Below are 13,133 nucleotides of genomic sequence, written 5' to 3' on the forward strand. Positions count from 1 at the left end.
GGCGCTGCGCTTACCGGGCCTACGATGTGCCTTATGTAGGCCGGGTAGGGCGTAGCCGCCACCCGGCATTGTTCAGGAACCCAATCTCAATGTCATCATCCCGTCCGGTATTCCGCTCGCGCTGGCTGCCCTATGTCCTGGTCGCGCCGCAGCTGATTATCACGCTGATTTTCTTTATCTGGCCCGCGGGCGAAGCGCTGTGGTATTCGCTGCAAAGCGTCGATCCGTTTGGCCTGTCCAGCCAGTTTGTCGGCCTGGATAACTTCGTGGCGCTGTTCCATGACACGTACTATCTGGACTCGTTCTGGACCACTATCAAATTCAGCGCCCTGGTGACCGTCAGCGGCCTGCTTATTTCGCTCTTTTTCGCTGCGCTGGTCGACTACGTGGTGCGCGGCAGCCGCTTCTATCAGACCCTGATGCTGCTGCCGTATGCCGTGGCCCCCGCGGTGGCGGCGGTGCTGTGGATCTTCCTCTTTAACCCCGGGCGCGGGCTGATCACCCATTTCCTCGGCGAGCTGGGCTACGACTGGAACCACGCGCAGAACAGCGGCCAGGCGATGTTCCTGGTGGTCTTCGCCTCGGTATGGAAGCAGATAAGCTACAACTTCCTGTTTTTCTTCGCCGCGCTGCAGTCGATCCCGCGTTCGCTGGTTGAGGCTGCCGCTATCGACGGCGCCGGGCCAATCCGCCGCTTCTTCAGGCTGGCGCTGCCGCTGATTGCGCCGGTGAGTTTCTTCCTGCTGGTGGTCAACCTGGTTTACGCCTTCTTCGACACCTTCCCGGTGATCGATGCCGCCACCGCCGGCGGCCCGGTGCAGGCGACCACCACCCTGATTTACAAAATCTATCGCGAAGGTTTCGCCGGGCTCGATCTTTCCGCTTCCGCCGCGCAGTCGGTGGTGCTGATGTTCCTCGTCATTATCCTGACGGTGGTGCAGTTCCGTTACGTTGAAAGTAAGGTGCGTTACCAATGATTGAGAACCGTCGCGGGCTGACGATTTTCAGCCACACCATGCTGATTCTGGGCATCGCCGTCATTTTATTCCCGCTGTACGTCGCCTTCGTGGCGGCGACGCTGGATAACCAATCGGTGTTCGAAACGCCGATGACGCTGATCCCCGGCGGACATCTGCTGGAGAACATGAAGACCATCTGGGTGAACGGCGTTGGCGTCAACAGCGCGCCGTTCTGGCTGATGATGCTCAACAGCTTCATCATGGCGTTCGCCATTACGGTGGGCAAAATCGTCGTGTCGATGCTGTCGGCGTTCGCCATCGTCTGGTTCCGCTTTCCGCTGCGTAACCTGTTCTTCTGGATGATCTTTATCACGCTAATGCTGCCGGTCGAGGTGCGTATTTTCCCGACGGTGGAAGTGATCGCCAATCTCAACATGCTCGACAGCTACGCCGGGCTTACGCTGCCGCTAATGGCCTCGGCCACCGCCACCTTCCTGTTCCGCCAGTTCTTTATGACCCTGCCGGACGAGCTGATTGAAGCAGCGCGTATCGATGGCGCTTCGCCGATGCGCTTCTTTCGCGACATCGTGCTGCCGCTGTCGAAAACCAACCTCGCGGCGCTGTTCGTCATCACTTTTATCTACGGCTGGAACCAGTATTTGTGGCCGTTGCTGATTATTCAGGATGTGAATCTTGGCACCGCCGTCGCCGGCATCAAAGGCATGATCGCCACCGGCGAAGGCACTACCCAGTGGAATCAGGTGATGGCGGCGATGCTGCTGACCCTGATCCCGCCGGTTGTCATCGTTTTAGCCATGCAGCGCGCATTTGTGCGTGGCCTGGTCGATAGTGAGAAATAAAATGGCTGGTTTAAAACTACAGGCAGTAAGCAAAAGCTGGGATGGCAAAACCCAGGTGATTCAACCGCTGACGCTGGACGTGGCGGACGGGGAATTTATCGTCATGGTCGGCCCGTCGGGCTGCGGGAAATCAACGCTGCTGCGGATGGTCGCCGGACTGGAGCGGGTGACCAGCGGCGATATCTGGATCGACCGCAAGCGGGTCACCGAGATGGAGCCGAAGGATCGCGGCATCGCCATGGTGTTCCAGAACTATGCCCTTTATCCGCATATGAGCGTGGAAGAGAACATGGCGTGGGGGCTGAAGATCCGCGGCATGGGTAAGGGATTGATCGCCGAGCGGGTGCAGGAGGCGGCGCGTATTCTAGAGCTGGACGGCCTGCTCAAGCGCCGCCCGCGCGAGCTCTCCGGCGGCCAGCGCCAGCGCGTGGCGATGGGCCGCGCCATCGTGCGTGACCCGGCGGTATTCCTCTTCGACGAACCGTTGTCAAACCTCGACGCCAAGCTGCGCGTGCAGATGCGTCTTGAGCTGCAACAGCTGCATCGCCGCCTGAAAACCACCTCGCTGTACGTTACCCATGACCAGGTGGAGGCGATGACCCTCGCCCAGCGGGTGATGGTGATGAATAAAGGCGTTGCCGAGCAGATCGGCACCCCGGTGGAAGTGTATGAGAAGCCGGCCAGCCGCTTTGTGGCGAGCTTTATCGGCAGCCCGGCCATGAACCTGCTGGAAGGGCGCATCAGCGATGACGGCGGTCGCTTTGAGCTGGCGGGCGGCATCCAGCTGCCGACGAATCATGAGCACCGGCGCCACGCCGGGCGTAAAATGACCCTCGGTATCCGCCCGGAGCATTTTATCTTAAGCTCGCAGGCGCAAGGCGGCATTCCGCTGCTGATGGACTCCCTGGAAATTTTAGGCGCCGATAACCTTGCCCACGGGCGCTGGGGCGAACAGAAGCTGGTGGTCAGGCTGCCGCACCAGCAGCGCCCGGCGGCAGGCAGCACGCTATGGCTGCATCTGCCTTTGGAACATCTGCACCTCTTTGATGGTGAAACAGGACAACGCGCATGAGTAACTGGCCTTATCCCCGTATCGTCGCCCATCGCGGCGGCGGTAAACTGGCGCCGGAGAACACCCTGGCGGCTATCGACGTCGGCGCTCGCTACGGGCACACGATGATTGAATTTGACGCCAAGCTGTCAAAGGACGGGCAGATCTTTCTGCTGCATGACGATAATCTCGAACGCACCAGCAACGGCTGGGGCGTGGCGGGGGAGCTGCCATGGGACGATCTGCTGAAGGTTGATGCCGGTAGCTGGTTCAGCCGTGAATTTAAGGGCGAGCCGCTGCCGCTGCTCTCCCAGGTGGCGGAGCGCTGCCGCCGTCACGGCATGATGGCGAATATAGAAATTAAACCGACCACCGGCCTTGGGCCGCAGACCGGCAACGTGGTGGCCCTGGCGGCGCGGGAGCTGTGGGCGGGAATGGCCGCGCCGCTGCTGTCGTCGTTTGAAATCGATGCCCTGGAAGCGGCGCAGGAAGCCGCCCCCGAGCTACCGCGTGGGCTGCTGCTGGATGAGTGGCGTGAGGACTGGCGGGAGTTGACCACCCGGCTGGGCTGCGTCTCCATTCACCTTAACCACAAGCTGCTGGACGCCGGGCGGGTGGCAAGCCTGAAACAGGCCGGCCTGCATATCCTGGTGTATACCGTTAACAAACCCCAGCGCGCCGCCGAGCTGCTGCGCTGGGGCGTAGACTGCATCTGCACCGATGCCATTGACGTCATCGGGCCCCATTTCCAGCCTTAATAACCGCTGCGCGGCGGCTGGCCTTTACGGGTTGGTCTGCCGCAGCATCCCTCCGTTGTTGTTCGGCAGCACCTGCTGCGGCGGATTGAGATTCCCGCCCTGCGCCGCGCGCTGCTGATTGGTCTGCAGCTGGGTTTGCAGATGCTGCTGCTGGGAGCGAGTCTGATTGTTCAGATTCTGCTTCAGCATGCTCTGTTGCTGCTGTTGCTGCACCTTCATCTCATTTTGCATGCGCTGCTGGCTGGGGACCACGTAACCCGGCTGGTTGGGGTTGTTATCAATATTGATTGGCTGGGCTAAAACGCCGAGCGGCATCAGCGCCGCCAGAAATAACATCGCTTTCATGGTTTTCTCCTCCCGTGCGTGGGATCACTTAAGTGTACCTCGAATCCGCCATAACAATGATTTTTTAGGAGTTATCAACCAGGCTTAAGCGGGGAATGAAACCTACCTATCAGGAGTAAGACAATGATAAAAACAACAATCTGGCGTCAGGTGGTCATCGCTGCGTTGCTGGCGGGCGGTAGTTTTACCGTCGCCGCCAGTCCACCGCCGCCGCCGCCGGTCTCTTATGGCGTAGAGGAGGATGTATTCCACCCGGTGCGCGCCCGGCAGGGCATGGTGGCCTCGGTGGATGCGCTGGCCACCCGCGTCGGGGTGGATATTCTGCGCCAGGGCGGCAACGCCGTCGATGCGGCGGTGGCGGTTGGCTACGCGCTGGCGGTCACTCATCCGCAGGCGGGGAATATCGGCGGCGGCGGTTTTATGATGCTGCGGACGAAAGACGGCAAGACTACGGCGATCGATTTCCGCGAAATGGCGCCAGAGCAGGCCACCCGCGACATGTTCCTCGACGACCAGGGTAACCCGGACAGTAAAAAATCGCTCACCTCGCATCTGGCCTCTGGCACGCCAGGCAGCGTGGCGGGCTTCTCTCTTGCCCTGGAAAAATACGGCACCATGCCGCTGAACAAAGTGATCCGCCCGGCAATCAAGCTGGCGGAAGAGGGCTTTATTGTTAACGATGCGCTGGCGGACGATCTGAAGACCTACGGCAGCGAAGTGATCCCGCAGCACGAAAACAGTAAAGCGATCTTCTGGAAGAACGGCGAGCCGCTGAAGAAGGGCGACCGGCTGGTACAGAAGAACCTTGGGAAAAGCCTCGAGCTGATTGCCGAGCACGGTCCGGATGCCTTCTATAAAGGCGCTATTGCCGACCAGATCGCGGACGAGATGAAAAAGCACGGCGGGCTTATCACCAAAGCCGACCTCGCTAACTATAAGGCCGTGGAGCGCACGCCGATTAGCGGCGAATATCGCGGGTATGAGATCTACTCTATGCCGCCGCCCTCCTCCGGCGGGATCCACATCGTGCAGATCCTCAATATCCTCGAAAACTTCGATCTGCAGAAATATGGCTTTGGCAGCGCCGACGCTATGCAGGTGATGGCGGAGGCGGAGAAACACGCCTATGCCGACCGCTCTGAATATCTCGGCGACCCTGATTTCGTCAAAGTGCCGTGGCAGGCGCTGACCAGCAAAGCCTACGCCAAAGCGATTGCCGCCGAGATCGACGTCAATAAGGCGAAGCCTTCCAGCCAGATCCGCCCGGGCAAGCTGGCGCCCTATGAAAGCAACCAGACCACCCACTTCTCGGTGGTCGATAAAGACGGCAATGCGGTGGCGGTGACCTATACGTTGAATACCACCTTCGGCACCGGCATTGTGGCGGGGGACTCCGGCATTCTGCTGAATAACCAGATGGATGATTTCTCGGCGAAGCCCGGCGTACCTAACGTCTATGGCCTGGTGGGCGGCGACGCCAATGCGGTGGAGCCGAAAAAACGCCCGCTGTCGTCGATGTCGCCGACCATTGTGGTGAAAGACGGCAAAACCTGGCTGGTGACCGGCAGCCCGGGCGGCAGCCGGATCATCACCACGGTGCTGCAGATGGTGGTCAATACCATCGATTTCGGGATGAACGTCGCAGAAGCCACCAACGCCCCGCGCTTCCATCATCAATGGCTGCCGGATGAGCTGCGGGTGGAGAAAGGCTTTAGCCCGGATACCCTGAAGCTGCTGGAGGCGAAAGGGCAGAAAGTGGCGCTGAAAGAGGCGATGGGCAGCACTCAGAGCATTATGGTGGGGCCGGACGGGATGCTGTATGGCGCCTCCGACCCGCGTTCGCCGGATGATTTAACGGCGGGGTATTGATATGTTGCCCGGTGGCGCTGCTGCGCTTACCGGGCCAACCACTGCACGAACGCAGGTCGGGTAAGGCGAAGCCGCCACCCGGCAACATGCTACTTCATTCTCGCCATATAATATGCATCCACATATTCACCGTTGCGCAGCGCGTAACGCTTGCCGGTGCCTTCGATCTCAAATCCGTGTTTTTTGTACACCGCAATCGCCGGCTTGTTATCAGCGAACACCGTCAGCTCAATGCGGTCAACGCGCAGCCAGTTATCGCACAGATCGATCATCTCGCGCATCAGCGCGCTGCCGATACCGCGCCCCTGATGGCCGGCGGCAACCGCCATGCCAAAGGTCGCCACGTGGCTGCGACGAGGGCGCGGTTCGACATGGAGCGACAGATGCCCGGTAACCCGATCGTCCAGCGTCGCCACCAGATGGAAGGTATGGGGTTTGGGCTGTAGCTTCTCCTGCCAGGCTTCCATGGCGGGGTAAGGGATCTGTAGCGTGTCATGATAGACCTCCGGGTGCGCCATCAGCATACGTAAAGGTTCAGCATCGCGCGGTTCGGCATGGCGTATCACTATGTCACTCATTCCCTTGTCCTCTTTTTGGTGGTTGATTCTCCTTCACCATCTCTGACGGCAGCCGGGGAGTCAATGCCGTTTTTTGCAAAAAAAAGATAGACAAGTGCGAATGAGAATGATTATTATTGTCCTGCATTCAGGAAGACCCTTGCGGAAAGCCTGAAAGCACGACATTGCTCACATTGCTTCCAGTATTACTTTAGCCAGCCGGGTGCTGGCTTTTTTTTTGCTGCTACCTCAGGCGCTTTGCGGCCTGGCGGACATCACGCCGTCTTCCGCAACCAGGCCGATGAGATGACTTTTGCTTTCCGCCGCGGCCAGCACCTCGGCGCTGCCGGTGAACTGGCCGCCCTTTTTAATCGCCAGCGAGCGATAGGCGAGGGTGCCATCCAGATTGCCGTGTTCCTCAATGGTGATGCTGTCGCCGCGGCACTGGCCCTGAACCTTGCCATCAATAATCAGCTCACGGCAGCTGATGTTGCCCTCGACCTGACCTTCACGCATCACCTTAATCAGATGTTCTTTCGCCTCAATGTTGCCGGTAAGCTGGCCGTGAATATAGACATGGCCGCTGGCGACAATATTGCCGACGAAATGCACCCCGCTGGCGATGACTGTAGTCTCTTGTTTTTTGCTGGCGACCGCCTGGGATTCTGGGTTGTTTGCCGGAGGCGTGGCCACTTCTGACGTCTGAGGTTCCGTTTTATTTTTCTTAATAAACATCGCGTTAATTTTGTTCCGTTGGCTATGGAGGAGAAAGGCGACCAGTGCGCAGGCGGCCGCCAGGCGCGCCGGCACGATCGCATCGACAGACCAGGCGATCAGCGCGAGAAGCCAGAAAAAAAGGGCGCCGTTTAAGGCGAGATACTGTTTGTCCATCCGTAGCGGCTGGCTACTCCTTTAGTCATCAGCAACGTCCTGGTTTGCCCTCCACTTATCCGCAGTTTCGCCATTGAGATCAAGAGATTTAACCGAAAAATGTCGATTTAATCTGTTGTTAATCAATGAGTTGTTAATGATTACGTATGGATGGTACGCGACCTGTTTTTTTGACGAATCTTCACGGAAAACGGACTGAGAGGATGAAGTCATGTCCCGGCTTGCGCTATGGTTGAAGGTAGCTCATTAACTAAGGACAGCGTTATGACTCTGCACTGCGCATTTATTGGCTTCGGCAAAAGCACCACCCGCTACCATCTTCCTTACGTGTTACACCGCCAGGACCGCTGGCAGGTGGCGCACATCTATCGCCGTCGGGCGAAGCCCGAGGAGCAGGCGCCGCAGTATTCCCACATCCATTTCACCAGCGATCTCGATGAAGTATTAAACGACCCGCAGGTCAGGCTGGTGGTGGTCTGCACCCATGCCGACAGCCATTTTGACTATGCGAAAAAGGCGCTGGAGGCGGGGAAAAACGTGCTGGTGGAAAAGCCGTTCACCCCGACGCTGGAGGAAGCCAAGACCCTGTTTGCGCTGGCGAACAGCAAAGGCCTGACGGTGACGCCCTACCAGAACCGCCGCTTCGACTCCTGCTTCCTGACCACTAAAAAGGTGATTGAGAGCGGCAAACTTGGCGAACTGGTGGAGATCGAAAGCCATTTTGACAACTACCGTCCGCTGGCGGAGACCAACCCCGGCGGCCCGCAAAACGGCGAGTTCTATGGCCTTGGCGTGCATACCCTGGACCAGATTATTTCGCTGTTCGGCCGCCCGGACCATGTCGCTTACGATCTGCGCTCGCTGCGCAACAAAGCTAACCCGGATGATACCTTTGAGGCCCAGCTGTTCTACGGCGATCTGAAGGCCATCGTTAAGACCAGCCACCTGGTGCAGATCGACTACCCGAAATTCATCGTCCACGGCCATAAAGGCTCGTTTGTGAAATATGGTATCGACCAGCAGGAGACCAGCCTGAAAGCCAATATCATGCCGGGCGAGCCGGGCTTTGGCGCGGACGACAGCGTCGGCGAGCTGGTGTATGTCAACGAGGCGGGGGAGACGGTGCGCGAAGCGGTCCCGCTGGAGAGCGGCGACTATGGTCGGGTCTACGACGCGCTGTACGACACCCTCGTCAACGGCCAGCCAAATTACGTCAAGGAATCTGACGTTCTTACCAATATGGAGATCCTGCAGCGCGGCTTTGAGCAGCCCTCACCGGCCACCATTACTCTGGTGAAATAAGCCCAGTCGGCTCCTCTGCGCTTGTTCATATTTTTTGAACAGAGGAGTCAATTTTCACCCTCTATGATCGTCGGCGAAATGGGTCCACACTGACTCCATCGAAAACATATGGGGGTGCAACATGATCTACTTACGCAAAGCGAACGAACGTGGCCACGCTAACCATGGCTGGCTGGATTCCTGGCATACTTTCTCTTTCGCCAACTACTACGACCCGAACTTTATGGGCTTCTCCGCCCTGCGGGTGATTAACGACGACGTCATCGACGCCGGTCAGGGCTTCGGTACCCACCCGCATAAAGATATGGAGATCCTGACCTATGTACTGGAAGGGGCGGTGGAGCACCAGGACAGCATGGGCAACAAAGAGCAGGTGCCGGCGGGCGAGTTCCAGATCATGAGCGCGGGTACCGGGGTGCGTCACTCTGAGTACAACCCGAGCAAAACCGATCGTCTGCGTTTGTACCAGATCTGGATTATTCCGGAAGAAACCGGCATTACCCCGCGCTACGAGCAGCGCCGCTTCGACGCCGCCCAGGGCAAACAGCTGGTGCTGTCGCCGGATGCACGGGATGGCTCGCTGAAGGTCTATCAGGATATGGAGCTGTATCGCTGGGCGCTGCTGAAAGATGAGCAGTCGGTTCACCAGATTGCCGCGGAACGTCGCGTCTGGATCCAGGTCGTCAAAGGCGAAGTGACCATCAACGGTACCAAAGCCACTACCAGCGATGGTTTGGCTATCTGGGACGAGCAGGCGATTTCGGTTCATGCCGACAGCGATAGCGAAATCCTACTGTTCGATCTGCCGCCGGTTTGATCGTTATCTGAGGTCGTCTATACCCAAAATAATTCGAGTTGCAGAAAGGCGGCGACGCAGAGAATCCCCAGGAGCTTACTTAAGTAAGTGACTGGGGGTGAGCGAGGAAAGCCAACGCGCATGCAACTCGAAGTATGATAGGTATAAATAAATTGCGTAGCCTTCCCTCATGTTAGGGAAGGTTGCGCTTTGTCCGTGATAAACTGAGAAAATGTTCCCCGTTGATCACAGTCAGGACGATGAAAAAGAAAAGACCCGTACTTCAGGATGTAGCCGATCTTGTCGGCGTGACCAAAATGACGGTCAGTCGCTATTTACGCAACCCGGAGCAGGTCTCCGAAGCGCTGCGTGGCAAGATTGCCGTTGCCCTCGATGAACTGGGTTATATTCCCAATCGCGCCCCTGACATTCTCTCCAACGCCACCAGCCGCGCCATTGGCGTGCTGCTGCCATCGTTAACCAACCAGGTGTTCTCGGAAGTGCTGCGCGGGATTGAAAGCGTCACTGACGCCTTCGGCTATCAAACCATGCTGGCGCACTACGGCTACAAGCCGGAAATGGAAGAGAAACGCCTCGAATCGATGCTCTCCTGGAACATTGACGGCCTGATCCTCACCGAACGCACCCATACGCCCCGCACCCTGAAGATGATTGAAGTCGCCGGCATTCCGGTGGTGGAGCTAATGGACAGCCAGTCACCGTGCCTCGATATCGCGGTCGGTTTCGATAACTTCGAAGCGGCGCGGCAGATGACGGCGGCGATTATCGCCCGCGGCCACCGCCACGTTGCTTATCTCGGCGCGCGTCTTGATGAACGTACTATCATCAAACAGAAGGGGTACGAGCAGGCGATGCTCGATGCGGGCATGACGCCCTACAGCGTGATGGTGGAGCAGTCCTCGTCCTATTCATCCGGGATTGAGCTGATGCGCCAGGCGCGCCGCGAATACCCGCAGCTTGACGGCATCTTTTGCACCAACGATGACCTCGCGGTCGGCGCGGCCTTTGAGTGCCAGCGCCTGGGGCTGAAGATCCCGGACGACATGGCGATAGCCGGTTTCCACGGCCACGATATCGGCCAGGTGATGGAGCCGCGGCTGGCCAGCGTCCTGACCCCGCGCGAGCGGATGGGGCGCATTGGCGCCGAACGTCTGCTGGCGCGCATTCGTGGCGAAGCGATTACCCCTAAGATGTTAGATTTAGGTTTCACATTGTCACCGGGCGGATCAATTTAAACTGACAAGTTTGAAGTAGATCACACATATTCACATCTGGCACGAATGGATATTGCTTCTCCACAGGTCCGGCATGACAATGTTACCGATAACAGTTACCCGTAACAATTAACCGATACGCCGCCTTCGCGCTCAATGAGTCAGCCCCGGCGCGGCGTACCTGTCCGGTGGGAGGATGCTTTGAGCACGACTAATCATGATCACCACGTCTACGTTCTGATGGGCGTTTCCGGCAGCGGGAAATCCGCTGTCGCCAGCGAAGTGGCGCATCAGCTGCATGCCGCGTTTCTCGACGGCGACTTTCTGCATCCGCGCAGCAATATCACCAAGATGGCCTCCGGTGAGCCGCTCAACGATGACGACCGTACCCCGTGGCTGCAGGCGCTAAATGACGCCGCGTTTGCCATGCAGCGTACCAATAAGGTGTCGCTGATCGTCTGTTCGGCGCTGAAGAAGAGCTATCGCGACATTCTGCGCAAGGGCAACCCGAACCTCTCCTTCATCTACCTGAAAGGCGACTTCGAGGTGATCGAAAACCGTCTGAAGGCGCGTAAAGGGCACTTCTTCAAAACCCAAATGTTGGTGACGCAGTTTGAAACGCTGCAGGAACCAGGCGCCGACGAGAGCGATGTGCTTATCGTCGATATCGACCAGCCGCTGGAAGGCGTGGTGGCCAGCACCATTGAGGTGATCAACAAAGGCAGTCACTAGTGAGTACTTTAACGCTTGTTTTAACAGCAGTCGGCTCGGTATTGCTGCTGCTGTTTTTAGTCATGAAGGCGCGGATGCACGCCTTCGTGGCTTTGATGGTGGTTTCTATTGGCGCAGGTCTCTTCTCCGGCATGCCGCTGGATAAAATCGCGGCGACGATGGAGAAGGGGATGGGCGGTACGCTGGGCTTCCTGGCGATCGTCGTCGCGCTGGGCGCGATGTTCGGGAAGATCCTGCATGAAACGGGGGCGGTCGATCAGATTGCCGTCAAGATGCTCAAATCCTTCGGCCACAATCGCGCGCACTATGCGATTGGTCTCGCCGGCCTCATCTGCGCGCTGCCGCTGTTTTTCGAAGTGGCGATCGTGCTACTGATCAGCGTCGCCTTCTCGATGGCGCGCCATACCGGCACTAACCTCGTGAAGCTGGTGATCCCGCTGTTTGCCGGGGTGGCCGCCGCCGCGGCGTTCCTGCTGCCGGGACCGGCGCCGATGCTGCTGGCGTCGCAAATGCACGCCGACTTTGGCTGGATGATCCTGATTGGCCTGTGCGCGGCCATTCCGGGAATGATTATCGCCGGGCCGCTGTGGGGCAACTTCATCAGCCGCTACGTTGAGCTGCATATTCCTGACGACGTGACGGAGCCGCATCTCGGCGAAGGCAAAATGCCCTCCTTCGGCTTCAGCCTGTCGCTGATCCTGCTGCCGCTGGTGCTGGTAGGCCTGAAAACCATCGCCGCGCGCTTTGTGCCGGTGGGGTCGACCGCTTACGAATGGTTTGAATTTATCGGTCACCCATTCACCGCGATCCTGGTAGCCTGCCTGGTGGCGATCTACGGCCTGGCGGTACGTCAGGGGATGGCGAAAGACCGGGTGATGGAGATCTGCGGTCATGCACTGCAGCCGGCGGGCATTATCCTGTTGGTGATCGGGGCAGGCGGCGTCTTCAAGCAGGTGCTGGTTGACTCCGGCGTCGGCCCGGCGCTGGGTGAAGCGCTGACCGGTATGGGGCTGCCGATCGCCATTACCTGCTTCGTGCTGGCGGCGGCGGTGCGTATCATCCAGGGCTCCGCCACCGTGGCGTGCCTGACGGCGGTCGGCCTGGTGATGCCGGTGATTGAGCAGCTGAACTACAGCGGCGCGCAGATGGCGGCATTGTCTATCTGTATCGCCGGCGGCTCGATTGTCGTGAGCCATGTGAACGACGCCGGCTTCTGGCTGTTCGGTAAATTTACCGGCGCCACCGAAGCCCAGACGCTGAAAACCTGGACGATGATGGAAACCATCCTCGGCACCACCGGGGCGATTGTCGGCATGATTGCCTTCCAGCTGCTGAGCTAAGTCTGTTCGCCACCCGCTCGCGGGTGGCCAAAAGCCAGGGTAACGCCGTTTACCCTGGCTTCCCGGCGATAAGCCGCGCTTTTTCCCTCTTTTCTCTTCCCGCTCCTCGCCCTTATTAGCGCTACGACGATGCTCGTATCCTTCGGCAAGCCTTGCTGCACCTGGGTTTGTTGCCTCTTTTTGGCAAGGGGAAAATCAGCGGATTTCGCGCTTAATCCATAATCAGGATCAATAAAATCGCGACGGAAAATGTTCCATTCCCTGGGTGATTTCCCCGATAATCATTGCGCTTTGACGACGACCAGCGACGGTGGACAATGTGCAAGATAAGTTGCTTTTCTGATTGTTCAGCAATCATTGATTAATTTCACTTGCGACTTTAGCTGCATTTTGTAAGGTGAGGGATAATCCAGTTGGAAACTGGTCAGGCACAAACAG

The 13,133-nt window shown here is 58.3% G+C and carries 13 protein-coding genes and 1 pseudogene; 10 read left to right on the forward strand and 4 right to left on the reverse strand.

The window, feature by feature from the left end; translation table 11 throughout:
• The first annotated feature begins 89 nt into the window (after positions 1-89).
• Genes ugpA through ugpQ form a run of 4 tightly spaced genes read left to right on the forward strand, consistent with a single transcriptional unit; the run spans position 90 to position 3,628 of the window.
• A complete protein-coding gene (gene ugpA, locus L2I46_RS16345; RefSeq protein WP_236948043.1) occupies positions 90-977 on the forward strand; it encodes a sn-glycerol-3-phosphate ABC transporter permease UgpA in 888 nt (295 codons plus the stop codon).
• Positions 974-1,819, forward strand: coding sequence for a sn-glycerol-3-phosphate ABC transporter permease UgpE (ugpE, locus tag L2I46_RS16350; RefSeq protein WP_008806976.1), 846 nt, complete (start codon positions 974-976; stop codon positions 1,817-1,819). Before ugpA ends, ugpE begins: the two co-directional genes overlap by 4 nt.
• Position 1,820: 1 nt before the next feature.
• Entirely contained in the window at positions 1,821-2,891 is a 1,071-nt protein-coding gene (locus tag L2I46_RS16355; RefSeq protein ID WP_023291224.1) for a sn-glycerol-3-phosphate import ATP-binding protein UgpC, read from the forward strand.
• Positions 2,888-3,628 carry a glycerophosphodiester phosphodiesterase gene (gene ugpQ / locus L2I46_RS16360; protein ID WP_110238273.1) on the forward strand — a complete coding sequence of 247 codons (741 nt, stop codon included), beginning with the start codon at positions 2,888-2,890 and terminating at the stop codon, positions 3,626-3,628. Before L2I46_RS16355 ends, ugpQ begins: the two co-directional genes overlap by 4 nt.
• Before the next feature lie 24 nt (positions 3,629-3,652).
• Here the strand turns inward: ugpQ and L2I46_RS16365 are convergent, their stop codons facing one another.
• A complete protein-coding gene (locus tag L2I46_RS16365; protein ID WP_102002951.1) occupies positions 3,653-3,973 on the reverse strand; it encodes a DUF2756 family protein in 321 nt (106 codons plus the stop codon).
• 123 nt (positions 3,974-4,096) lie between these two features.
• Here L2I46_RS16365 and ggt point away from each other — a divergent pair, with 123 nt between their 5' ends.
• The gene (gene ggt / locus L2I46_RS16370) at positions 4,097-5,842 is read left to right on the forward strand and encodes a gamma-glutamyltransferase (RefSeq protein ID WP_023291221.1); all 1,746 of its coding nucleotides are present in this window, start codon (positions 4,097-4,099) and stop codon (positions 5,840-5,842) included.
• Positions 5,843-5,931: 89 nt separating this feature from the next.
• On the opposite strand, the gene yhhY is transcribed toward ggt, so the two are convergent.
• Together yhhY and L2I46_RS16380 are read right to left on the reverse strand one after the other, a co-directional pair.
• A complete protein-coding gene (gene yhhY / locus L2I46_RS16375) occupies positions 5,932-6,408 on the reverse strand; it encodes an N-acetyltransferase (protein ID WP_072096665.1) in 477 nt (158 codons plus the stop codon).
• 240 nt (positions 6,409-6,648) lie between these two features.
• Positions 6,649-7,290 carry a bactofilin family protein gene (locus L2I46_RS16380; protein ID WP_023291219.1) on the reverse strand — a complete coding sequence of 214 codons (642 nt, stop codon included), beginning with the start codon at positions 7,288-7,290 and terminating at the stop codon, positions 6,649-6,651.
• 264 nt (positions 7,291-7,554) lie between these two features.
• Between L2I46_RS16380 and L2I46_RS16385 the strand changes: the two genes are divergently transcribed.
• The 5 genes from L2I46_RS16385 (at position 7,555) to gntU (ending at position 12,695) form a co-directional block, all read left to right on the forward strand.
• The gene (locus L2I46_RS16385) at positions 7,555-8,592 is read left to right on the forward strand and encodes an oxidoreductase (protein WP_032454242.1); all 1,038 of its coding nucleotides are present in this window, start codon (positions 7,555-7,557) and stop codon (positions 8,590-8,592) included.
• 121 nt (positions 8,593-8,713) lie between these two features.
• The gene (locus L2I46_RS16390) at positions 8,714-9,409 is read left to right on the forward strand and encodes a pirin family protein (protein ID WP_002920779.1); all 696 of its coding nucleotides are present in this window, start codon (positions 8,714-8,716) and stop codon (positions 9,407-9,409) included.
• A 239-nt stretch (positions 9,410-9,648) separates the two neighbouring features.
• The gene (gene gntR, locus L2I46_RS16395; RefSeq protein WP_023291217.1) at positions 9,649-10,644 is read left to right on the forward strand and encodes a gluconate operon transcriptional repressor GntR; all 996 of its coding nucleotides are present in this window, start codon (positions 9,649-9,651) and stop codon (positions 10,642-10,644) included.
• Positions 10,645-10,824: 180 nt separating this feature from the next.
• Entirely contained in the window at positions 10,825-11,355 is a 531-nt protein-coding gene (gene gntK, locus L2I46_RS16400; RefSeq protein WP_004202126.1) for a gluconokinase, read from the forward strand.
• Positions 11,355-12,695 carry a gluconate transporter gene (gene gntU, locus L2I46_RS16405; protein WP_004202127.1) on the forward strand — a complete coding sequence of 447 codons (1,341 nt, stop codon included), beginning with the start codon at positions 11,355-11,357 and terminating at the stop codon, positions 12,693-12,695. The genes gntK and gntU overlap by 1 nt, the downstream gene beginning before the upstream one ends.
• On the opposite strand, the pseudogene L2I46_RS16410 reads toward gntU, so the two are convergent.
• A pseudogene (locus tag L2I46_RS16410) lies at positions 12,692-13,053 on the reverse strand (hypothetical protein). The gene gntU and the pseudogene L2I46_RS16410 sit on opposite strands and share 4 nt — an antisense overlap.
• Between the last annotated feature and the right edge of the window lie 80 nt (positions 13,054-13,133).

Source organism: Klebsiella sp. 2019SCSN059 (assembly GCF_021739525.1).
Taxonomy (GTDB): domain Bacteria; phylum Pseudomonadota; class Gammaproteobacteria; order Enterobacterales; family Enterobacteriaceae; genus Klebsiella; species Klebsiella quasipneumoniae.

Coding starts and splice junctions, on each gene's coding strand:
- ugpA (WP_236948043.1), top strand. CDS start 90: ATGTCATCATCCCGTCCGGTATTCCGCTCGCGCTGGCTGCCCTATGTC.
- ugpE (WP_008806976.1), top strand. CDS start 974: ATGATTGAGAACCGTCGCGGGCTGACGATTTTCAGCCACACCATGCTG.
- L2I46_RS16355 (WP_023291224.1), top strand. CDS start 1,821: ATGGCTGGTTTAAAACTACAGGCAGTAAGCAAAAGCTGGGATGGCAAA.
- ugpQ (WP_110238273.1), top strand. CDS start 2,888: ATGAGTAACTGGCCTTATCCCCGTATCGTCGCCCATCGCGGCGGCGGT.
- L2I46_RS16365 (WP_102002951.1), bottom strand. CDS start 3,973: ATGAAAGCGATGTTATTTCTGGCGGCGCTGATGCCGCTCGGCGTTTTA.
- ggt (WP_023291221.1), top strand. CDS start 4,097: ATGATAAAAACAACAATCTGGCGTCAGGTGGTCATCGCTGCGTTGCTG.
- L2I46_RS16380 (WP_023291219.1), bottom strand. CDS start 7,290: ATGGACAAACAGTATCTCGCCTTAAACGGCGCCCTTTTTTTCTGGCTT.
- L2I46_RS16385 (WP_032454242.1), top strand. CDS start 7,555: ATGACTCTGCACTGCGCATTTATTGGCTTCGGCAAAAGCACCACCCGC.
- L2I46_RS16390 (WP_002920779.1), top strand. CDS start 8,714: ATGATCTACTTACGCAAAGCGAACGAACGTGGCCACGCTAACCATGGC.
- gntR (WP_023291217.1), top strand. CDS start 9,649: ATGAAAAAGAAAAGACCCGTACTTCAGGATGTAGCCGATCTTGTCGGC.